The sequence below is a fragment of the Acinetobacter sp. YH12023 genome, from assembly GCF_013420135.1.
GTDB lineage: Bacteria > Pseudomonadota > Gammaproteobacteria > Pseudomonadales > Moraxellaceae > Acinetobacter > Acinetobacter amyesii.
The window spans coordinates 77,185-100,115 of sequence record NZ_VOYU01000013.1; the positions used below are offsets into that span (position 1 = coordinate 77,185).

Below are 22,931 nucleotides of genomic sequence, written 5' to 3' on the forward strand. Positions count from 1 at the left end.
TCTCCTAAAAATTATTCAACAAATGCAGGCTCTTCTGCCGTTGTTGTGTCAGCAGCTTCTGTTTTTTGTTCAGCATCTGCTGTGTTGTCAGATTTGTTCCCTGCACCACCGGTCACAAATTTAGACACCAAATCTTCGATTTCCATCGTACCTTGGGTATTACCAATTTGGTCACCACGTTTTAAGAAGTTGACACCACCACCCGGTACAATTTTCAAATATTTCTCGCCCAATAAACCATTGGTTGCGACCATAATGTAAGCATCTTCATCGATATTGGTGATGGATTTCATGTTAGCAATCAGTTGCTGTTCCATTTCTTTTTGTTTCGCAGGTGTTGCTGCTTCATAATCTGATGTGTAACGCAGTTCTTCGAGTGCATTCTTTTGCACTTCTTTTAATTGTTCTGCATTGTAAGAAGTTAATGAGCCATCCATAATGAGATGTGCTGTCACTAAACGCGTCACAGGATCGAGTTTCAACGATTCCACTTGACCAACTTTAACACCGCTTAAGGTAACTTTGGCACGGGGTTTAATCCCGTTTACATTTTCAAATGTCGCGGTCAATTCATAACTGTCTTCGATGTTATTGCCGACCAAACCACTCACACGCATCGCCAAGAAGAAAATAGCGATAGCAAACAGAATGACAAAAAAACCGACGGCCAGTTCACTCGTACGTGATTTCATTAAATACCTCCGAACATGACCGCAGTCAACACGAAATCTGAACCTAAAACACACAACGAAGAATACACGACAGTACGTGTGGTCGACGTTGCAATACCTTCTGAAGTTGGGACACAGGCATAACCCTGATAGACCGCAATCCAAGTACAAATTAATGCAAAAACAAAACTTTTGATGATGGTGCCATTAAAGACGTCTTTAAAGAATTGCACACTGTTCTCGATGCCACTCCAATAAGAGCCTTCATCTGCACCCAGAAAATCAACACCCACCAATTTACCGCCCATGATGCCGACCGCAGCGAAAATCACCGACAACATTGGTAAGCTAAAAATACCGGCCCAAAGTCGAGGCGAGATCACTCGTTTTAATGGATCGACCCCGATCATTTCCATACTCGACAACTGCTCAGTGGCTTTCATCAAACCAATTTCAGCCGTCAAAGCAGAGCCTGCACGACCTGCAAAGAGTAAAGCCGCAACCACAGGTGCAAGTTCACGCAGTAACGTCAGTGCAACGGCGGTGCCGAGCATCGCTTCACTACCGAAAGTCGACAGAATGCTATACATCTGCAAACCCAGTACCGAGCCAATAAATAAGCCAGATACCACAATAATCAGTAATGAAAGCACACCAACACGGTACATCTGATAAATAAACAATTTCACGCCAAGTAAAGTCGGCATGGAAAAAAGAATCTGCAGCAACATAATGGTTGCTACGCCGATTCCTCGAACACGTTCAATGACGCGTCTACCTAATGCGGCAATAGCATTCATGAACGAACCTCATGATTTAAATAGGGCTGATGACTGAATTGATAATCGACCGGACCTTCTACCGAACCCGTCAAGAACTGCTTCACAAACGGCGAGGCATGTGCTTTTAACTGCTCAGGTGTTCCCTCGCCCTGCACTTTCCCTTCAGCCACCACATAGATGTAATCTGCAATTGATAATGTTTCAGCCACGTCATGCGAGACAATAATCGTGGTTAAATCTAAAGCTTCACGTAGCGAACGAATCAAGCGAGTTAAAACCCCCATCACAATCGGGTCTTGCCCTGCAAAGGGTTCGTCATACATGATTAACTCAGGATCCAGTGCAATTGCACGAGCCAAAGCCACACGACGATTCATACCACCTGAAAGTTCAGAGGGCATCATTTGTTCTGCACCACGTAAACCAACAGACTCTAATTTCAACGCCACAATTTCAGCAATCAAATGCTCTGGCAACTTGGTATGCGCACGAATTGGAAAGGCTACGTTTTCGTATACCGACATATCCGTAAATAATGCGCCGCTCTGAAACAACATCCCCATACGTGCACGCGCAGTGAAGAGCTCCTGACGTGACATTTGTGCAATGTTTTGCCCATCAAGCAACACCTCGCCATTATCGGGAGTCAATTGACCACCAATTAAACGGAGTAAAGTCGTTTTACCTGTACCAGATGGACCCATAATTGCAGTGATCTGACCACGACGAATTTTTAAACTGACATTGTCATAAATGACGCGCTCTCCTCGCTTAAAACTCAGGTTTTTCACTTCGATCAGTGCCTGAGTCTGAGAAGACGTTTGATTATTCATAGCTGAGGATTTTCCTGCATTTTTTTCAGCATGCATACTATAAAGGATTGAAGTTTAAAATGTTACCATTGCATGAGCGCATATCCCTGCATTCCATCAGGTAAATTGTTTTTTATTATTAATGCGATTTTATAGAGGGTGTTTTCAACCCAATAGAAGAATTTAGTTAAAATAATTGTATATATAGTAAACGATATTACACAATAAGAGTGTCAAACCGATATACGGCATAAGTACCTCGATCATCACTGTACGCATATTTGCCAACGCGTTTCCGTTCATATTAATTATCATTAAACACATAAAGTTTGATCAAGTATACATTTTTCTGATTAAAAAGCTAATTTAAATCCATAAAAAAAACCGGTGTTTCCACCGGTTTTTTCGATATTTCTTTCGAAATTCAATTAGTCATTGAATTTACGACGTGGACGGTCTTCACCGAAAGTGCGTTCGCCACGTGGTTTATCATCACCGAAACGTTTTGGACGGTCATCGCCGAAACGTTTTGGACGATCTTCACCAAATGAACGTTGAGGACGGTCACCGTTGAATTCACGACGTGGACGATCTTCACCAAATGAACGTTTTGGACGATCGCCATAACCTTCACGAGCTGGTTTGTAGTCTACACGGTTACCACGGTTGTCATCGTTAGAACGACGGTCAAAACCACCTTCACGACGTGGACGATCGCTGTTAAATTCGCGACGTGGACGATCTTCAAAACCGCCTTCACGACGTGGACGATCGTTGTTAAATTCGCGACGTGGACGATCTTCGAAACCGCCTTCACGACGTGGACGATCATTGTTAAATTCGCGACGTGGACGATCTTCGAAACCACCTTCACGACGTGGACGATCGTTGTTATATTCGCGACGTGGACGATCTTCGCCACCGAATGAACGACGTTCGCCATCACGGTTGCCTTCACGACGTTTGAAGTTTGATTCACCTTCAAAACGACGACCGCCACCGAAACCACCACGACCACCGCGACCGCCATCACGACGACCACGACCGCCATCACGGCTACCACGTGCAGGAGGTGGAGATGGCTCAAGACCTTCAATTTCAGATACATTTAAACGTGCATCTAAGAAGTCTTCTAAAGCACGAATTTTACCGCGTTCACGGTAAGTCGCTAAAGTAATCGCGTTACCAGTACGGCCCGCACGACCTGTACGACCAATACGGTGTACATAGTCTTCGTTCTTCATTGGAAGACCGAAGTTAATTACGTGAGAAATAGTTGGTACGTCTAGACCACGTGCAGCAACGTCAGTCGCAACTAAGATTTTTGCACGACCTTCACGAATGCTACGTAAACGACGGTTACGTACAGTTTGTGGCATTGCACCGTGAAGAGCGACAACTGAGTGACCTGCTTCTGCAAGTTCTTCAGCCAACATATCTGTATCTTCTTGGGTAGATGCGAATACAACTGCTTGATCTACAGACTCATCAGATAACCAGTGAGTCAAAAGTTTTTTCTTGTGTTCGAAACCGTCAGTCCAGTGAAGAGTCTGAGTAATGTCAGTATTTGTAGAGTGACCAGTTTCAATCGCAATACGCTGTGGATCATTCATCATGCGTTCTGCAAGTGTAATGATACGCGGCGCAAATGTTGCAGAGAACATTAATGTTTGTTTACGGTTAGCAGCCAAGTCGCTGATCGCTTCTAGGTCTTCAGAGAAACCTAAGTCAAGCATACGGTCAGCTTCGTCAACGATTAACGCATCAACGTTGTCTAGTTTAATTTGACGACGGTTAACCAAGTCAAGTAAACGACCTGGAGTCGCTACGACAACTTGTGCACCTTTAAGCTGTTGAATTTGTTTACCGAAAGGCATACCACCCATAATTGCAGCAATACGAACACCTTTCATATGACGTACTAAAGCAATTGCGTCTTGGCTCACCTGTTGAGCCAATTCACGTGTAGGGCAAAGTACAAGAATAGACGGTGCAGTTACCGCTTTCATGCGCTCTTTGAAAGACATCAAAGTGTCTTGACCAGCCAAAGCATTCACAGTTGGGAGTAAGAATGCAGCAGTTTTACCAGAACCAGTTTGGCTTGATACAAGAAGGTCTTTACCTTCTAATGCAGCTGGAATTGATTGTTCTTGCACTGGAGTCGGAGTAGTAAAACCTAGACCTTGTAATGCTAGTTGTAACGACTCATGTAAAGGAAAATCAGCAAAAGTTTTGCTCATAGAGTATTTCACCCCAAAAATGGGTGCTCCATTAAAAATATAAATTCAGATGGACATCGGCAAAAAGCGGCACAGCAAAAGACGCTGAAAATATAGAATCAGCGGCGATCCGAGAACGACGATGTGTATAACGCACACATGATTACAGCCGCAACCTGAAGGAATCGCTTAGCGATTGGGTGGGGCGCGAAATATCGTCCTCTCTTTGGACCGGAACGCGCATACACAATGATAGAAGAGAATGTTCAGGTAATGAACGAAATTTAGTGCGTGCGGCGATTATAGCAGAAAGTTTTTAAATGTCACCTGTTTTAGTCAACTTCAGAATGTTTTTTGTAAGTAGCTTTAACTTGTAGGTGTTTAAGCCTTTATTTTTGACCAATTAGACAAAATAAAGCCCTCATAAAGAGGGCTTTATTTCATTATTCTGTCAATAAACTCGAACTAAGCGTTCTATTATTTAGCAGCTTCACCCCAAGCTGGAACAACAGCTTGCATAAGTGGTTTAAGCATTTTCATAGAACATGCAAGTACTTGACCATTGTCCATTGAGTCGTTACCACCACGAGCATCAACCACAGTACCACCCGCTTCTTTTACAATAAGTTCACCCGCAGCGATGTCCCATGGTTTCAAACCAAGTTCGAAATAACCATCGAAACGACCTGCAGCAACATATGCTAGATCAAGAGCAGCAGAACCTGAACGACGGTATTGAGCACCGGCTTCAGTCACATTTAACAATGAGTTGAAATGGTTTTTCGCATAAGAAACCACTTCGCCATTACGAATTTTACGATACGCATGACCCACTGAAAGGAAAGTGTTTTCTAAGCTGTCTTTTACATTTACACGAATACGGCGTTGGTTCATCATCGCACCGCGACCACGGCTTGCAGAGAACAACTCATCTTTCACAGGGTCATAAATAACACCGTGCTGAGTTACACCTTTATGTTGAACTGCGATAGAGATGCAGAAATGTGGAACACCATTGACAAAGTTTAATGTGCCATCAAGTGGGTCGATGATCCAACACCAATCAGCGTCATGACCTTTACCTTCTTGAAGACCAAACTCTTCGCCTAGGAAACTGTGATTTTTATAGCTTTTACGTAGGGTATCGATAGTCAATTGTTCCAAATAACGGTCTACACGCGTTACTGGACCATCAATTCCTTTTTCTTCGACTTGTAGATCGAGTTTATGACGATTTTGATGCGCTTTTAAAAGCTCTTGACCAACTAATTGAGCCGCACGCGCAGCCATAACCACCATAGGTTCCATTGAACACCCACTACAAATTTGAAGATACTGATAAAGAATAATGCATAAAAGCCCTTGTATCTTATCAAATATAAGGGCTTTTAGGGAAAAAATGTTTCTAAAAATTAGAAATTCAGCAAACTACAGTTGACTTATGTTTTATCCAGCTTTGTGTCACAGAAGTGATAATGCCTTCAGCATCTAGTCCAGCTTGTTGTAGCATTTGAGCATGTGTCGCCTGATGCATAAATTCATCTGACAAACCTAAATTCAGCATCGGTTTAACAATACTAGCCTGCGCTAAATATTCATTTACCGCACTACCCGCACCCGCCATCACTGCATGCTCTTCAACTGTCACAAATAGTTGCGTGCTTGCCGCGATTTGATCGATCAACTGTGTATCTAATGGTTTTACAAAACGCATATTTAGCACACGAACTGCAACATCCAGTTTTTCAGCCAATACTTCAGCCGCCTCAACCGCTGCCTGAACACGGCTACCAAATGCTAAAATCGAAATTGTTGCATCTTGCTGATCATTGAAGTTTGCAAGAACTTCACCACGGCCAATTTCAAGCTCGATCATCTCTTGCTTAATCTCGACACCTAGTCCATTACCTCGTGGGTAACGTACTGCCGCTGGGCCTTTATACAAATAAGCCGTATGTAACATTTGACGACATTCATTTTCGTCTTTCGGTGCCATGATCACCATGTTCGGCACGGTACGTATAAAGGCATAATCATAAGCACCGGCATGCGTTGGGCCATCTTCACCAACCAAACCTGCACGGTCGATACCAAATGTCACATCGAGATTTTGCAAAGCGACGTCATGAATCAGTTGATCATAACCACGTTGTAAGAAGGTTGAATAGATTGCAACAACGGGTTTTACCCCTTCACAGGCCATACCCGCAGCCAAAGTCACCGCATGTTGTTCTGCAATAGCAACATCAAAAAAACGCTCAGGGAACTGCTTTGCAAATTGCACCATGCCTGAGCCTTCACACATCGCAGGAGTAATCGCTAATAAACGATCATCCTGTGCAGCTTCATCACATAACCACTGACCAAAAACATCTGAATATTTCGGTGCAGTTGCCACAGCAGCAGGTGCATTCAGTTTACTGATGGCATGGTATTTAATTTGATCTGCTTCGGCAGGTGCAAAGCCTTTACCTTTTTTGGTATAGACATGCACTAAACGTGGGCCTTTGCGTTTTTTTAAGGCTTCAAACACATGTGTCAATTGTTCAACATCGTGCCCATCAAAAGGACCAAAGTAGTCAAAGCCAATGGCTTTAAATAGGTTGTCTGCAGCATCGGTCGCAGCACAATGTAGGCGTGAGTTATACGCCCATTCAGGATGCGGTTGAATATAGGCTTCGCCATTTTCAGAAATATTAACCGATTGACCACTTTCCCAAATCGCAGCCAAATGCTTGGCAAAACCACCAGTACTGCATGAAATCGACATATCGTTGTCGTTCAATACCACCATGAGGTCAGCATTGTGTGCCACTGCATCATTCATGGCTTCAAAAGCCATACCTGCTGTCATCGCGCCATCACCCACGATTGCAACCACATGACAGGGATCTTGCTTGAAGCGACGTGCCAATGACATCCCAAGACCAGCAGAAATCGCCGTTGATGAATGGCCTACGCCAAAGGTGTCAAATTCAGATTCTTCACGGGCAGGAAACGCAGCCAAACCATCTTTAGCACGAATCGTCACTAATTGTTCACGACGACCAGTTAAGGCTTTATGCGGATAGGCTTGATGACCCACATCCCAAATCAGACGATCACGTGGCGTATCAAAACAGTAATGCAATGCCACGGTTAATTCGATCACCCCAAGATTGGCACCAAAATGCCCACCACTTTGTCCGGCCGCATACAAAATAAATTGACGTAACTCATCCGCCACTTGCTCTAATTGGCTGCGCTCGAGTAAACGAAGTTGTTGAGGATGGTTAATCGTATCCAGCAACGGTGTTACAGGGCGTTGAAATGGTATTTCTTTATACAGCATAATGTGGCAAAGCCTTCTAAAGCCTGGCAAATTCCTAAGCTCGGTCTAAATGGGTAACTCGATCATATCGTCGAATTGTATCACCTTACAATCAGCCAAACTTGTAGCGATGTAATTTTTAGCAATGATCTCGTTGGGGAGATTTTGAATGAGTCAGATTATCCTGAATAATCTTCCTATTTATCAACTATTATCGTTCGCTTTATACAAAAAAGAAAATGTTCTGCATAAATTCGTCGTTGCAATTCTACCAATGTCCAAGCATTACGCTATACTTTAGCCAATTTATAATCGAATAAACGGGTTAAGCAGTGCCTATAGAATTTGTCGCAACGTCAAGATTACCGACCGCTTTTGGTGAATTCAATATTACGGTTTTTCAGGATCCTGAAACCGGTGAAGAACATGTCGCACTCTCTAAAGGACTAGAACAAGCTCCCACTGAACCTGTTTTAGTACGTATCCACTCCGAATGCCTGACCGGTGATGCCTTCGCTTCACTCAAATGTGACTGCGGCCCACAACTTCAAGCCACCCAAAAATTAATTAATGAAGCGGGTCAAGGGGTGATTTTATATTTACGTCAAGAAGGTCGCGGTATTGGTTTAACCAATAAAATTCGTGCTTACGCCCTACAAGACCAAGGCCATGACACAGTGGATGCCAATTTATTATTGGATCTTCCTGCCGATGCACGTCGTTATGATATGTGCCCTATCATGTTGAATCATCTCAACATTACGGCTGTGCGTCTCATTACCAATAACCCATTAAAAATTGAAGCGCTCCAAGAGCAAGGCGTGAATGTCGTTGATCGTGTTCCGCTGACTGTGGGTTTAAATCCCTTTAACGAACAATATTTAAAAACCAAACATGATCGTATGTCGCATATGTATCAAAAGGACGATTTTTAAAAATCCTTTAAATTCTCCATAAATTAATCCCTCCAAACCTCCCTTTACAAAAGGGAGGCTTCCCCCTCTTTATTAAAGAGGGGTTAAGGGAGATTCAAATCGTCATCGAAAAAATACGATTTTCAGGGACACGTCGTTTTAATCGTAAATCAAAAGCCATGCAGATATTACGGACAAAAGGCTTGCCTGCATCACTCACCTGAATGTGCTGATCAAAAATCTCGAGCAAGCCATCTTCTTGCATTTCAGCCAATTGCGCTAATACGTCATCAAGCTCAGGAAATTGCATTTCTGGACCTGCCCAAGAGGTTTGGAAGGTACACATCAAATTGAGAATATGTTTACGAATGATTAAGTCCTCATCTGTCAGCACATGCCCCCGATAGACTGGAATTTCATTTGCTTCTAAACGTGCATAATAGTCTTCAATTTTCTTTTCATTTTGTGCAAAGCTGTACCAACTATCACTGATCGAGGATAAGCCGAGTCCAATCATTACTTGGGTTTTCGATGCGGTATAGCCCATAAAATTTCGGTGCAAACTGCCCTGCTGAAAAGCTTGATACATTGGATCTTGGGTTAATGCAAAATGATCCATTCCAATTTCATGATAGCCTTGCGCCAGTAGCTGTTTTTTACCTTCTTCATAGTATTGACGCTTTAAATCATCTTTCGGGACATCGGCATCTTTAAACCCACGCTGACCATTTCCCTTAATCCACGGCACATGTGCATAGCTATAAAAGGCTAGGCGATCTGGCATCAAACGATTGGTCTGTTCAATGGTATGCAACACGTCGTTTAAATCCTGAAATGGCAAACCAAAAACCAAGTCATGCGAAATAGAGGTATAGCCAATATCACGTGCCCACTGTGTCACTTGTTCAACATGCGCAAAGGGCTGAATACGGTGGATGGCTTTTTGCACCTTCTCATTATAATCCTGCACTCCATAACTTACGCGTCGAAAACCAACATCATACAAAGCTTGTAAATGCTCACGTGTGGTATTGTTCGGATGCCCTTCAAAGCTAAATTCATGTGTATCGGCAATATCAGCATGCACTAGAATGCCTTGAATCAACTGGGTGAGATGCTCAGGAGAAAAGAAAGTAGGCGTTCCCCCGCCCAAATGAATTTCTTTAATCATCGGTCGATCGACCAAGAGCTGACAATATAAGTCCCATTCTTTCAGCACCGACTGAATATAAGGCAGCTCCATCTCATGTTTTTTTGTGACTTTTTTATGGCAACCACAAAACGTACATAAGCTTTCACAAAATGGTAGATGGATGTACAGACTGATGCCTTCGCTGTGATTAGTCTCATCAAATGAACGCTTCAATCCCTGTTTCCACTGTTGCAATGAAAATTCAGCTTCCTCCCAATACGGCACGGTTGGATAACTGGTATAGCGTGGACCCGGTACATTGTATTTTTGAATTAAAGAACTCGCCTGCTGAGACATCGATGCACCATTTCAATCAATGAGATTCAATTTAAATCTACCTGATGATTATTGTGCTGAGCTTCAGATGTGAATTCAACCTAGCAAATTTGTCGGAATAGTCCCAATTTCAGTCTGAGCAATTGCTGCTAACTTTGCATGATCTTTTGGTTTAATCACTAGATATCTAGATTTAAAGCAAAGATCCGATGCTGAGTATCGGGAAAAATGCCTTAAGTTTTCACCTAATTTATGCTTTGATGACACTTATCTTTAAATTATTTTAATAAAGGTCACCATGCAGAATCCAACTTCAGCCGATATACAACGTGTAGATGAATTCCTTCGCGATTTACAGGCACAGATTTGTGCCGCATTGGAACAGCAAGAACGTGCTGGTGGCGGAAGTGCCGAATTTGCGATCGATGACTGGGAACGCCCTGAAGGTGGTGGTGGTCGCTCACGTGTTCTTCAAAATGGAACGGTGATTGAAAAAGGCGGCGTGATGTTCTCGCACATTAACATTTCAAAATTACCGGCCTCTGCGACTGAACGCCATCCCGCTATTGCGGGTGCAAAAGCGCAAGCCATGGGCGTGTCATTGGTAATTCACCCGAAAAACCCCAACGTCCCAACCTCACATGCCAATGTGCGTTTATTTGTCGCGGAAAAAGAAGGCCAAGATCCGATTTGGTGGTTTGGCGGTGGTTTTGACCTCACTCCATTTTATCCAAATGATGAAGATGTCTTGTCTTGGCATCAAACTGCCCATGATCTTTGTGCCCCATTTAGCGATACACTCTATGATGAACATAAAAAATGGTGTGATGACTATTTCTATCTAAAACACCGTGATGAACAACGTGGTGTGGGCGGTTTATTCTTTGATGATCTCAACCAATGGGACTTTGAAACCTGTTTCAAATATATGCAGGCCGTGGGTAATGGTTATTTAGAGGCGATTTTACCAATCTTCCAAAGAAACCAAGACAAAGCCTATACCGAAGCACAACGAGACTTCCAACTTTACCGTCGTGGTCGTTACGTTGAATATAACCTAGTGTATGACCGTGGCACCTTATTTGGTTTACAAACTGGTGGGCGTATTGAATCCATTTTAGTAAGTATGCCACCTTTGGCGGGCTGGTCATATCGTCCTGAATGGGAAGAAAATTCTCCAGAGAAAAAGCTCACCGACTTTTATTTAAAACCGCATGATTGGCTTAATATATTGAAATAAAATAGATAGACATGTATTTGCCTCTGTCCATCAGGGGCTTTTCATTGCCTTTTAATTAAAGTATTTATATTTCTAGGTAATATCTTGATGCATAAATAAATTTTTTAAGCATTTACTTTGTAATCATATTGCTCAACAATGACACATCTTTTAAACAGCTTTACGCTATGTCATTGCACAATGTGTCAATAAACTCATGGCTGTAACTTTCTTGTACGGAGTACAACGCATATGACACATCAAACACTCAATAAAAAAGCAGTCAGTCTTACTGCCTTGGTGTTTTGGAGCTTTGCTGTTGTGCTGATCAGCGCTATCAGTACTAATATTTTTTCCGAAACGTCTTTGAATGACAATTTGGCTATTGGCTTCATGGTGGTTGCCTTGATTGGTTTAGTCATCAGTGCTGCCAGCATCTTGATTCAAAGCGTCTTAGATATTTGTAATCCTTAATTTTCCTCCTTTATTTCACGATTTTAAGACTGCCCGAACTTTAGCCATCTTCGGTTTTGGCGTATATTGTCTGCTCTTTCACATCTACATGGACGCTGTGCAATGAGCAAACAATTTGCCGTGATTGGCAACCCGATTGAACAATCACGCTCACCTGAACTTCATCATGCCTTCGCTGAAAAAACAGGCCTCGACATTCAGTACAGCAAACGACTTGCGCCACTCGATGGTTTTCAGCACAGTGTCGAATCCTTCTTTGCCGAAGGTGGCATCGGTATGAATGTCACTGTTCCATTTAAAGAACAAGCCTATGCACAATGTGCCGTCCTTACTGAACGTGCCAAAATTGCAGGTGCGGTCAATACATTATGGATGCAAGATGGCACACTCCATGGCGATAATACCGATGGACAAGGCCTGGTCGATGCCATCCGTGCCTTAGATTGGAATTTAGAACAGAGCGATATTTTAATTATTGGTGCAGGTGGTGCGACACGTGGCGTGATTTATCCACTGGTACAAGCTGGGGCCAAAAAAATCGTGATTGCCAACCGTACTTTAGCGCGTGCTGAACAATTGGTCGCTGACTTAAAAACTGCCGTACCGAATGCCGAACTTGCAGCCATTGCCCTCACCGAATTAGCAGGTCAATTTGATCTGGTGATTAATGCCACATCGGCCAGCTTAACGGGTGATCCGCTAATTTTACCTGAAGCTTTACAATTCACCCACGCCTATGAAATGGCCTATGGCAAACCATCGATATTTTTGGATCAAGCCAAAGCACGCCATGTTCCAACCTCAGAAGGTTTTGGCATGTTGGTTGGTCAAGCAATCGAATCTTTTTCCATTTGGAATGGCATTAAACCTGATCTAAAAGACTTTCTATAATTCAAAATGATTTGCTCAATTCACTTTCTGAGCAGGCTAAACACCTAAAAAAAGAACCTCAATTGAGGTTCTTTTTTTGATCCAACTTAGTTCTTGTGTTTTTGTATCGCCTTATAAGTCTCATAATAAGCCGATTGGCTGAACAACTCTTCGTGTTCTGCTGCTAGGCCTTGCAATGACGCTTCTGATAATTTTCCTTTGATATCATCAGCAAAGGCTTGTGCATAGATTTTTGATGCTTTCACCAAATGCGCTTTTTCAGTTCCTTCCAGTTCATAGCTAGCTAAAAAGTTTTGTTGATATAAATGTGCAAAAATCGCCTGATCAGTCTTATAGGTTTTTTGCAACTGCTTCCATTCAACCTGAGCTTTGTACTCACCAATCCCCGACTGCACATAATGATTGACTGAAGAACCTAAGTCATCAAAGTCTTGATAGCGATGCAAAGCATGCTTATCACGTAATTGATTTAAACGTTTCAGCGCATTGCCTGTTGGCTCTTTTAAGCCATCAACAAATCGATACGCATAGACTTCCGCAATTTCATTCAAATCATTGGCCGAGTAATAACGCACATACTGAGCACGATAGTTAGCAAATGCCACGACAAATGCCGCTTGATAGGCTTTCACTTCAGATTGATGGCGCTTATAACTTTGCAAAGCCACAGTACTGAGATATTCAGGAAGTTCGATTTCTTCATTTGCAGCACGGACATCATCGACCGATGCAGTTTCTGCTTCAACAAGCAGAGGATCATTTCCCGTGATTGGTGCAAGCAGACCTTTCAACATATTTTCAAAGAGTGAATCTTTACTGACTTCCTCAATGGATTTTGCCTGTTTCATAGCTTGACGATCAATTTTAGTCGCATTGCCATAATTCAAGATTTGGTTGCTACTTTTCAGCTTTAATTGACCTAAACGTGGCTCATTAAAGGCCAATTGATAGTCCATTACTTGGACGCGGCCTTTGTGATCTAAGCCTACATCCATCACAACATTCGAAGATGATTTATCCTGTGCATTCAGCACCTGCGCAATTTCAGCTTGATGCTTTTGCCATAATTGCTGAAATTGTTTTACATCGATAAGTTGTTCACTTTGATATTGCTGGAATACCGGCTTTAACTGCTCAACAGCGTCCGCAATCTCAGAATCTGTATTGGATGCGTCCGCAGCAGAGGCCGATGGTACAGAATCTTCTTGCAGCGGTATCACCCGAACATCTTGATAATCCTGACACAGTGTGACTTTACCAATCGGCACCTGTTTGGTGTTCATCAAGGCCTGACAGACTTCCTCAGATAAGTTCGCTGTTTCATCATCTTCTTCGGAAGCCGCATAAACTTCGGTTACTTCAGTATCCGAACTATAGGCTTCTTCGTCATCACCCGCGGTTGCCTCCGCATATGCACTTGCAGTATCAATCGCCTCTTCAGCAGATTCAGCGGCAGAAGACGTTTGTTCGTCTTCCGTTTCGTGTTGGTGATACATCAGGCCATGCATTTTCGCATTGAGCAGCTCATTCACACGTTCTACAGATGCATAAGCCGCATCAAAGTCTTCATCCTCAACTGCTGCCGCTACTGCAGTCCCTCCCGCCGCTTCAGCCGCAGCCATCGCCTCTTCGGAAGCACTGTGAGGCACAGCAGCGTCCACAGATTCATCTTGCTCGGCGTCACTATTACGCTGACCTTTGATTTGCGTGGTGTAATAGTTGGCATTCACAAAATCGAAAAGTTCAAGCTGGGTGTATAGCGCATCGAGATCACCCACATAGCGGATTTTTTTAGTCAGCCCTGCATTTTTTTCATCACGTGTTAAAGCAATATTTTGCACTTGATTCGGCTCTGCCAAGACATAAGGCAAAGCATTCATTTGTTTTAAATAGTCAGCAAATTTTTTCAAATCGTACTGAGCAATCGTATCTTTATGTTTTGAAAAATCCACATAAGCCAAGCTGCTTTGGCTTTCACGATTTACCATAAACGGCATGAACGCAAAGTAGTTTGTATAAAATTTATGTTGATTAAAATCAATGATCATCGGCAACTGTGCATTGACCTGCAAGGTCGGTTTTTGATAACTCAATTGCAAGGTTAAGGCAGCAAGTTTTTCTCTAAAATGTACTGAACCGCTATAGCTAAACTGTAAATCATTCAACACATTCAGCAGTGATTGAGCAATTTTAGATTGCGGAGAAACGCCATCCTCTTCTTCGCTATAGCGCGCTGATGGTGGGATTGATTCATTGGCAATGGCTTGATAGAGCTGTTTCTTTTCTTTTTGGCTAAATGGAATATTTTGGGTTTTAATCAACTGATCCAGTTGTTTTTTAAGTTTAGGATCCAGCTCTGGCTGTGTGCTTATCGCAGGTTTTGACTTGGTTTCAGGCTTTTTTTCATCGAACTGAATATCTGTCTGAATTGAAAATTGCCCTTTCATGTCATAACTGGCATTTTCAAACATTGCGTTTAAGCCTTGAGTGGCTTGTTGCCCGAGAGACTGATCCGTTGAATTGGTTTTTATGACATGTTGAGCACACCCAGTAATACTCAAACCCAGTAAACAAAGTGTTATATATTTTAATCGCATAATTGTACGAAAGACCTAAGTTCTTTATGATTTATTAAAAGAAAAAAATGATCAAAAGATCAACATCCAGTCTATCAGAAGTTTACTTTTCACATGTTGGTTAAATATTACAATTCGCCTTTCTGACATTTTTTAAGGGCGTATTCATCAATGTTTTTTTGATGAAATTATGAATAATCAAAGCATCAATACAGATAATCCAAAAAAATTTAGATATTAGGATTAAGACTATGCCTGCATATAAAGCGCCTTTACACGATATTCGTTTCTTAATGAATGAAGTGCTCGATTACCCAGCACACTACAAAACTTTGTCTAATGGTGAAGCTGCTGATGCAGATACTGTCGACATGATTTTAGAAGGTGCAGCGGATTTTTGTGAAAACATCCTTTCACCTTTAAACCAAACGGGTGATGAAGAAGGCTGTCATTTTGAAAATGGTGATGTGAAAACACCAAAAGGGTTTAAAGAAGCCTATGACCAATTTGTACAGGGTGGCTGGCAAGGTCTGTCTTTCCCTGAAGAATTTGGCGGTCAAAACTTGCCACAGTCGTTGAATCTCATCAAATCTGAAATGATGGGTACAGCGAACTGGTCATTCCAAATGTATCCAGGTCTCAGCGTAGGTTGTATCAACACCATTCTTCAATTTGGTTCAGAAGAACAAAAAAACCAATATTTACCGAACCTTGTTGCTGGAACTTGGTCAGGCACCATGTGCTTAACTGAACCTCAATGCGGTACCGACTTAGGTCAGGTTAAAACCAAAGCGGAACCTCAAGCTGACGGTAGCTATTCAATTTCTGGTACAAAAATCTTCATCTCTGCGGGTGAGCATGATTTAACAGATAACATCGTGCATATCGTACTTGCTCGTCTTCCAGATGCTCCTGCAGGCACCAAAGGCATTTCATTGTTCATCGTTCCAAAATTCCTTGTGAAAGCAGACGGTTCAGTGGGCGAACGCAATCCTGTAACGTGTGGTTCGATTGAACACAAAATGGGGATCCGTGCTTCAGCAACAGCCGTACTGAATTTTGACAATGCCATTGGTTACTTGATCGGTGAAAAACACAAAGGCCTACATGCAATGTTCACCTTCATGAACACTGCACGTATTGGTACAGCAATTCAAGGTATTGCACATGCTGAATTGGCATTCCAAGGCGCACTTCCATACGCGAAAGAACGTATGTCTATGCGTGCACTTTCAGGTAAAAAAGATCCTGAAAAAGTAGCCGATGCGATTATTCACCATGCAGACGTACGTCGTATGCTTTTAACTCAAAAAGCGATCGCTGAAGGCGGCCGTTCAATGATTTACTATGCAGCTCAAATTGCGGACAAAATGACTGATGCTTTAACCCGCGGTGATACAGCAGCGTTTGAAGCACATGATGACCACTTAGGCTTCTACACACCGATTCTCAAAGGTTTCTTAACCGAAATGGGTTATGAAGCTGCAAACCATGGTATGCAAGTATACGGTGGTCATGGTTATATTAAAGAATGGGGCATGGAACAAATCGTTCGTGACTCACGTATCTCTACTCTCTACGAAGGCACAACCGGTGTTCAAGCACTAGACTTGATTGGTCGTAAAGTTCTGTTGACCTCTAAAGGTAAAGTGATTCGTGACTACACAGCAGAAATCTTGAAGTTCTGTGGTCAACATGCACGTAACAAATACATGCGTCGTTTTGCGTGGGACTTAACGAAGCTTTGCGCACAGTGGAATGCATTAACTGTTCGTATCATGCTTGCTGCACGTAAAGACCGTGACATCGTATCTTCTGCATCTGTAGATTTCTTGATGTTCTCTGGCTACGTGATGATGGCTTATTTCTGGGCACAACAAGCTGCCGTAGCTTCTGAAAAATTAGCAGAAGGCAATGGTGCAGAAGTTCCTGAGTTCTATAAAGCAAAAATCAAAGTGGCAGACTTCTACTTTGAACGTCTATTACCACGCTCACAAGGTCACGCTGAAGCAATGGTCAACCCATCGAAGACCATGACTTCTTTGGCACCTGAACACTTTAGCTTTGACTACTAAGCTTTAAACCGAGTTAAATGACTCTATAAAAAGACCGCTTCGGCGGTCTTTTTTGTCTTCTCTTTTAATTTTGATCTATAAGAATTACGAGTAGTATTCTTAATTTCTTCATGAGGTAATAACAATGTATAACGATGAACTTTATATGGAGAAATATTGTTGTATTTCTCAACAAAAATAGAGTACTTTATCGCCAAAAAATAATTTTATTTAATAAATATTAAATACTTAAAGTGAAGTTCACTCGATGATTTTAGCTTTATATTTGTATCTCATACAACTTCATATCTTCTCCATAGCCTCCCCCTATGATGACTTCATTGATTCATAAAGAGCGTAACCATGAAAAAATTGATGTCTTCATTAATGATTGGTCTAATTGCAACAACTGCGACACTATCTGCAATGGCAGCGCCTGCATTCGATCATAAAAATCCACCACCTGCTCCACACTTTGATAAAAAACCTGTACCGCCTAAAGCAATACATCACAAATCTGCTGGGCCCCACATGGTGAAAAAAGAGCATCAACAAGCTCATGCAAAATTTGCCAAACAAAATCATAAAGCAGTAGCTTTTAAAGCTAGTCAACCTAAGCCTGTTCCGCATCATAAGTTACCGCCTATGCCACCGAAACATCGTTAAGCTAAATTAAAAAAAGACCGCTCATGCGGTCTTTTTTTAATATTTACTTTGCTTTATCAGCAATAAATTCTTTAATCTCTATGGGTTTATCTTTTACCAACTCAACTGTGCCTTCATTCACACCATTAAAGTTCTTAAAGTGAATTGAAACACCTTGGTCGTTGGCAAGTCGTACACCACTTCCTGAAACTCCTCGTTTCAATTCATACACACGATCAGAATTATCAGTCAATTGTGCGGTTTCAAAATTATCTTTGGTTTTTAACTCAAGGCTTAGATCTTGTGGCCCTGTAAAGTGAATCACTTGCTCATCTTGAGCTACTGCAACATCGTTTGTTTGTGCAGTTGTGGCCGTTGCCTCTGTTGCAACATTTTGTTCTGATGGTGCTTTTTTATCGGTGCAACCCACCAAAGCTATAGTTAATAACGTCGCAGTTAAAATATATTTCATTTTCTGAAGTTCCTTTATGCCATGTAAATTCAATTATCAACTGAATAATTTCATACACATTCTGCAAATTACATTCGAAATATGAAAAATTACTTGTCGCTCAAATTTTAAAACAAGTTTGACATAGCTTTCATTACAGGAATTCTTCCAATACTGAGTTTAAAAAGATATGCCCCTGCTCGGTACAAGACAAACGTGTTGGATCATTGACCATCAATTTACGTTTTTGCAAGGAAACCAATAACTCAGCAATCGGCTCTAAACTTTCCCCTGTACGCTCGCTATATAGCTTGGCTTCCACCCCATGATTTAACCGCAGCGCATTCATCATAAATTCAAAAGGCATGTCGGCTGCTTCGATGCGCTTAAACTGAAGATGTTCAGCAGGTACTTTGGCTAAATAGTCTTTCGGCAATCGGGTTTTTTGGAAACGATACACCCCGTCTGGCATGGTCACTTTGCCATGTGCGCCTGCGCCAATCGCCAAATAATCGCCAAACTGCCAATAATTTAAATTATGTGCCGACGGCTTTTCTTTACGCCATGCCGATACTTCATAATTGATAAAGCCTTGCGCTGTTAAATAGGCTTCGCCCTGTTCTTGAATATCTTCAAGCACATCATCGACAGGTAAAATCGGTTTTGTGCGGAAAAAAACTGTATTGGGTTCAATGGTCAACTGATACCACGACACATGCGTTGCGCCATTTTCAACAGCAAGTTTTAAATCCAACAGTGCTTGTTCTAGACTTTGCTCAGGAAGGCCATGCATTAAATCAACATTCACTCGTTCAAAGCCTGCTTCTCGCGCATGCTGAATGGCAGAAATCGCATCATCATTCGAATGAATCCGCCCCAGCTTTTTCAGCTGGTCGGTATTAAAACTTTGCACACCGATAGATAGACGATTAATCCCTGCATCTAAATAACCGGCAAAAGGATCGTGCTCAACCGTGCCCGGATTGGCTTCCAAGGTAATTTCACAGTCCGCTTCAAATGGCACTAACGCTTTGAGTTGAGCAAATAACCATTGATAGCCTTTGGATGAAATGAGCGATGGTGTACCCCCACCAATAAATACACTATGAATCAGGCGACCCTGAGCAAAATCGACTTGCGTTTTAAAGTCTTCAACCAACGCCTGTAAATATTCTTGTTCTAAGTCTAAAGACAATTCACCATTCGGCACTGCATGCGAATTAAAGTCACAGTATGGACATTTGCGCACACACCACGGCATGTGAATGTATAAAGATAACGGAACAACTGCAGGATTTAATTCAACCAAGGAAAATGCTCAAAAGGAACAAAAGAAGTAAGCGCATTTTAACATGACTGCATCAGAGCGCTTATGAAATCTCATCCACAATACAGTAGACTAATAAATTTAAGAAGAATTAGATGATTAGAAGATGAAAATAAGCAGCCATTTATTGTACTTACTGCCGCTCGCGATGGGTGTTGGTATCGCTATGACCATTCAAACAGCGATCAACAGCCAATTGCGTGAATATTTATATTCACCGCTGCAAGCTGCCCTTTTTTCTTTTTTGATTGGTACAATAGTCCTCGCCTTTATGGTGTTTTTTCAGTCGGCCGAAAAACCGGACTTTGCAAGTTTTGCTCAAATCCCTTGGTATTTATGGCTGGGGGGATGTTTGGGTGTTTATGCCATCAGTATCAGTATTTATACCGCACCGAAACTGGGTTTTTTATCCCTCTCCGGTCTGATTATTTTTGGACAGATCTTAATGTCGATGGTATTTGACCATTTTGGCTTGCTCGGCACTGAAAAAACCCCGATTAACTGGCAACGCTTATTGGGTGGCGTGGTGATTTTTATTGGTGTGCTTCTCACTTTCCAACGCTAAGACCTCATTCCTAAGCACCTCACAAGAAATGAGTACATTCTGTGTCTACTGTCACGGCTGTAACAAGCAGCAAGTATGAATTAAAACAACTGTTTCATTTAATGATCCCGATATTGATTACGCAGTTTGCGCAAGCGGGATTTGGTCTCATTGATACCATCATGGCTGGACACATGTCCGCCAATGACCTTGCAGCCATTGCGGTCGGGGTCGGTTTATGGATACCGGTCATGCTGCTGTTCAGCGGCATTATGATTGCCACCACCCCATTAGTGGCAGAAGCCAATGGTGCTCGCACGCCTGAAAAAATTGCCACCATCGCCCGTCAGTCGTTATGGGTCGCATTATTTTTAGGGATCATTGCCGCATTAGTCTTACAAGCCATGCCGCTGCTTTTACCGTTATTGGGTGTCCCTGAAGCATTGCTGCCGAAGGCGAGTTTATTCTTACACGCCATTAGTTTAGGTATGCCTGCTGTCACCATGTACGCAGCTTTACGTGGCTACTCAGAAGCCTTGGGCCATCCTCGTCCTGTTACGGTGCTGAGTCTGCTGGCCTTATTGGTGTTAATTCCACTGAACTTTATTTTTATGTATGGTTTAGGCCCAGTCCCTGAACTGGGTTCTGCTGGATGTGGATTTGCCACCGCGATTTTGCAATGGTTAATGTTCTTTGCTTTGGCGATGTACGTTTTCAAAGGATCGGCCTATCAAAAAACCCAACCTTTCGCTGCCTTTGAAAAAATGAACAGTGAATGGATCAAACGTATTTTAAAACTTGGCTTTCCGATTGGCTTAGCTATTTTCTTTGAAGTCAGTATTTTTAGTACAGCCGCTATTGTGTTGAGTCCCTTGGGCGAAGTCACCATTGCAGCGCATCAAGTCGCCATTTCGATTACCTCGCAATTGTTTATGATTCCCATGTCACTGGCGATTGCGCTGACTATTCGGGTTGGTACCTATTATGGGGAAAAAAACTGGCTAGCGATGCGAAAAGTCCAGAAAGTCGGTATGTTGACAGGGACGATATTTGCCCTGATTACCATGCTACTGCTTTGGCTTTTACGTAATGAAATTGTGTCACTCTATACCAATGACTATGATGTGACTCAGCTTGCCGTGTATTTGGTCTTGTTCGCGATTGCCTATCAGTTGATGGACGCATGGCAAGTCAGTGCCGCAGGGTGTTTACGCGGCATGCAAGACACTAAAGGGCCGATGTGGATCACCATGATCGCGTATTGGATCATTGCCTTCCCTGTCGGGATCTATCTTGCACGCTTCACCACGACTGGTGCTGCAGGCGTTTGGATTGGCCTAATTGTGGGTCTGACTGTCGCCTGTATACTGCTACTTACACGTTTATTTATGATGAATAAACGTTTAGCTCAAGCGGGATAAGCCCTTAAAAATCATCTAAAAAGTTACTTAAAAAAGACAGCTAGGCTATGCAGAAGATTAATGCAAATTAACACTCTGCATAGCGTATGCCATAAATAAAAATACGAAGAAGAGGAAGATAAACATGTCCCATGTATTTCGCTCGATGAGTCTCTGTCTGAGCTTGGGCTTCTCCATGTCACTACAGGCTGAACAAACAATCAACCGACATGAATTTCCTTTGTATTACACACCCATCAAAGTCCAATCACAACCTGAATTTGATTACATCAATCAAGCACTTTGGACAGCCTTTCGCTTTTATCATGAACAACAAGCAGACTCATATACCGCACGTTTAAAGTTAAGTTGTCAGCAGTCTGGTATGGCATATACCTATCAGGACTTCATCAAGGCCAATCAAAAGTTTGCCTCTGCGGGTGATCAGGATTTTATCGTGACGCAAAACCTCATCACCTTGAATGAAAATTTACACCATAATCAATGCAGCAAATATCTCAGTCCACATTTAGAACTCGAAAAAACTGAAGCAACTGATGTTACGGAGTAACATCAGTTGCTCAATTTGATTCAAAAAAAGAACGATACACGAAAATGTCATCTGCAATTGTTTGAGACAGGACTAGTTCTAATCAAAAATGTTTTTGCGATACTTTAAATAATTAGACGCTAGCGAACGAGTTTTGTCGGTGAGGTGCATTGCACCGCAAGATGGTTTCCTTGCGAAGCACGCTTCTCATTTTGCCGAATGAGAAACAACGTTTCGTAAGAGTACCTCCAGCTGAAGGCTAATCCCTTTATTCAATCCCTGGATGAAAGACTCTACCGAATAGAATTGAAAACCTTTTTTTTAAATGCGTAAATACTTTTACAGACATAACATCAGTGAAGCAAGCAAAGTACCAAAACCAACTAATTAAGCGCCTCGATGGCATTTTTTAAACCTTGTGGCACTTGGCTGTCGTCTTCTACGTCTTTCACGATCGCCTGCCCGACGATCACATCTGTCCCATTAAAACTCATGGTTGGTGAGCCAAACAATTCATAGCCTTCATTTAAAGCTTTGGTCACACGGGCACAGAAATTGACATCATCTTTACCGGTTAAATAGCGATACACTTTCATCGTTCAGTTCTCTTCTAGCGACGCGATA

Annotated in this window: 20 protein-coding genes; 9 read left to right on the plus strand and 11 right to left on the minus strand. The window is 42.3% G+C overall.

All coding sequences use genetic code 11. The annotated features are described in order from the left end of the window. Window positions 1-11: 11 nt before the first annotated feature. The 6 genes from FTT92_RS14045 to dxs form a co-directional block, all read right to left on the minus strand. Complete coding sequence (locus FTT92_RS14045; RefSeq protein ID WP_180024337.1) at window positions 12-692, minus strand: outer membrane lipid asymmetry maintenance protein MlaD; 681 nt, start codon at window positions 690-692, stop codon at window positions 12-14. After that, window positions 692-1,471 (minus strand): lipid asymmetry maintenance ABC transporter permease subunit MlaE, encoded by a 780-nt coding sequence (mlaE, locus tag FTT92_RS14050; RefSeq protein ID WP_078189301.1) that lies wholly within the window; start codon window positions 1,469-1,471, stop codon window positions 692-694. Before mlaE ends, FTT92_RS14045 begins: the two co-directional genes overlap by 1 nt. Beyond that, window positions 1,468-2,286: an ABC transporter ATP-binding protein gene (locus FTT92_RS14055; RefSeq protein ID WP_078192847.1), complete on the minus strand. Its 819-nt coding sequence runs from the start codon at window positions 2,284-2,286 to the stop codon at window positions 1,468-1,470. Before FTT92_RS14055 ends, mlaE begins: the two co-directional genes overlap by 4 nt. Window positions 2,287-2,693: 407 nt before the next feature. Continuing rightward, window positions 2,694-4,505: a DEAD/DEAH box helicase gene (locus tag FTT92_RS14060; protein ID WP_078189302.1), complete on the minus strand. Its 1,812-nt coding sequence runs from the start codon at window positions 4,503-4,505 to the stop codon at window positions 2,694-2,696. A 456-nt stretch (window positions 4,506-4,961) separates the two neighbouring features. Further along, on the minus strand, window positions 4,962-5,792 hold the full coding sequence (locus FTT92_RS14065; protein ID WP_078189303.1) for an inositol monophosphatase family protein: 831 nt from the start codon (window positions 5,790-5,792) through the stop codon (window positions 4,962-4,964). Window positions 5,793-5,904: 112 nt separating this feature from the next. Beyond that, window positions 5,905-7,815, minus strand: a complete 1,911-nt coding sequence (gene dxs / locus FTT92_RS14070; protein WP_180172399.1) for a 1-deoxy-D-xylulose-5-phosphate synthase — start codon at window positions 7,813-7,815, stop codon at window positions 5,905-5,907. 311 nt (window positions 7,816-8,126) lie between these two features. Between dxs and ribA the strand changes: the two genes are divergently transcribed. Then, on the plus strand, window positions 8,127-8,729 hold the full coding sequence (ribA, locus tag FTT92_RS14075) for a GTP cyclohydrolase II (RefSeq protein ID WP_168379100.1): 603 nt from the start codon (window positions 8,127-8,129) through the stop codon (window positions 8,727-8,729). Between the two features lie 94 nt (window positions 8,730-8,823). Here ribA and hemN read toward each other — a convergent pair whose 3' ends face one another. Further along, window positions 8,824-10,197: an oxygen-independent coproporphyrinogen III oxidase gene (gene hemN / locus FTT92_RS14080; RefSeq protein ID WP_180172400.1), complete on the minus strand. Its 1,374-nt coding sequence runs from the start codon at window positions 10,195-10,197 to the stop codon at window positions 8,824-8,826. A gap of 277 nt (window positions 10,198-10,474) precedes the next feature. Between hemN and hemF the strand changes: the two genes are divergently transcribed. The 3 genes from hemF to aroE all read left to right on the plus strand — a co-directional run bounded on the left by hemF (window position 10,475) and on the right by aroE (window position 12,760). After that, entirely contained in the window at window positions 10,475-11,416 is a 942-nt protein-coding gene (hemF, locus tag FTT92_RS14085) for an oxygen-dependent coproporphyrinogen oxidase (RefSeq protein ID WP_180003423.1), read from the plus strand. Window positions 11,417-11,647: 231 nt separating this feature from the next. Next, window positions 11,648-11,869 (plus strand): hypothetical protein, encoded by a 222-nt coding sequence (locus FTT92_RS14090; RefSeq protein ID WP_078189308.1) that lies wholly within the window; start codon window positions 11,648-11,650, stop codon window positions 11,867-11,869. Between the two features lie 102 nt (window positions 11,870-11,971). Continuing rightward, a complete protein-coding gene (gene aroE / locus FTT92_RS14095; RefSeq protein WP_180172401.1) occupies window positions 11,972-12,760 on the plus strand; it encodes a shikimate dehydrogenase in 789 nt (262 codons plus the stop codon). 86 nt (window positions 12,761-12,846) lie between these two features. On the opposite strand, the gene FTT92_RS14100 is transcribed toward aroE, so the two are convergent. Further along, on the minus strand, window positions 12,847-15,357 hold the full coding sequence (locus tag FTT92_RS14100) for a hypothetical protein (protein ID WP_180172402.1): 2,511 nt from the start codon (window positions 15,355-15,357) through the stop codon (window positions 12,847-12,849). A gap of 230 nt (window positions 15,358-15,587) precedes the next feature. On the opposite strand from FTT92_RS14100, the gene FTT92_RS14105 reads away from it, so the two are divergent. Together FTT92_RS14105 and FTT92_RS14110 are read left to right on the plus strand one after the other, a co-directional pair. Next, window positions 15,588-17,411 (plus strand): acyl-CoA dehydrogenase C-terminal domain-containing protein, encoded by a 1,824-nt coding sequence (locus tag FTT92_RS14105; protein ID WP_180106889.1) that lies wholly within the window; start codon window positions 15,588-15,590, stop codon window positions 17,409-17,411. A 342-nt stretch (window positions 17,412-17,753) separates the two neighbouring features. After that, window positions 17,754-18,056, plus strand: a complete 303-nt coding sequence (locus FTT92_RS14110; protein ID WP_180172403.1) for a hypothetical protein — start codon at window positions 17,754-17,756, stop codon at window positions 18,054-18,056. Window positions 18,057-18,099: 43 nt separating this feature from the next. Here the strand turns inward: FTT92_RS14110 and FTT92_RS14115 are convergent, their stop codons facing one another. After that, complete coding sequence (locus FTT92_RS14115; RefSeq protein WP_111884191.1) at window positions 18,100-18,507, minus strand: hypothetical protein; 408 nt, start codon at window positions 18,505-18,507, stop codon at window positions 18,100-18,102. A 133-nt stretch (window positions 18,508-18,640) separates the two neighbouring features. After that, a complete protein-coding gene (hemW, locus tag FTT92_RS14120; RefSeq protein ID WP_180172404.1) occupies window positions 18,641-19,795 on the minus strand; it encodes a radical SAM family heme chaperone HemW in 1,155 nt (384 codons plus the stop codon). A 124-nt stretch (window positions 19,796-19,919) separates the two neighbouring features. On the opposite strand from hemW, the gene FTT92_RS14125 reads away from it, so the two are divergent. The 3 genes from FTT92_RS14125 (at window position 19,920) to FTT92_RS14135 (ending at window position 22,328) form a co-directional block, all read left to right on the plus strand. Then, the gene (locus FTT92_RS14125; protein ID WP_180084595.1) at window positions 19,920-20,378 is read left to right on the plus strand and encodes a DMT family transporter; all 459 of its coding nucleotides are present in this window, start codon (window positions 19,920-19,922) and stop codon (window positions 20,376-20,378) included. A gap of 41 nt (window positions 20,379-20,419) precedes the next feature. Continuing rightward, a complete protein-coding gene (locus tag FTT92_RS14130; protein ID WP_373684122.1) occupies window positions 20,420-21,778 on the plus strand; it encodes an MATE family efflux transporter in 1,359 nt (452 codons plus the stop codon). 124 nt (window positions 21,779-21,902) lie between these two features. Beyond that, a complete protein-coding gene (locus FTT92_RS14135) occupies window positions 21,903-22,328 on the plus strand; it encodes a hypothetical protein (RefSeq protein ID WP_180172405.1) in 426 nt (141 codons plus the stop codon). 362 nt (window positions 22,329-22,690) lie between these two features. Here FTT92_RS14135 and FTT92_RS14140 read toward each other — a convergent pair whose 3' ends face one another. Then, window positions 22,691-22,903 carry a DUF1737 domain-containing protein gene (locus FTT92_RS14140; protein WP_180172406.1) on the minus strand — a complete coding sequence of 71 codons (213 nt, stop codon included), beginning with the start codon at window positions 22,901-22,903 and terminating at the stop codon, window positions 22,691-22,693. Window positions 22,904-22,931 lie beyond the last annotated feature (28 nt).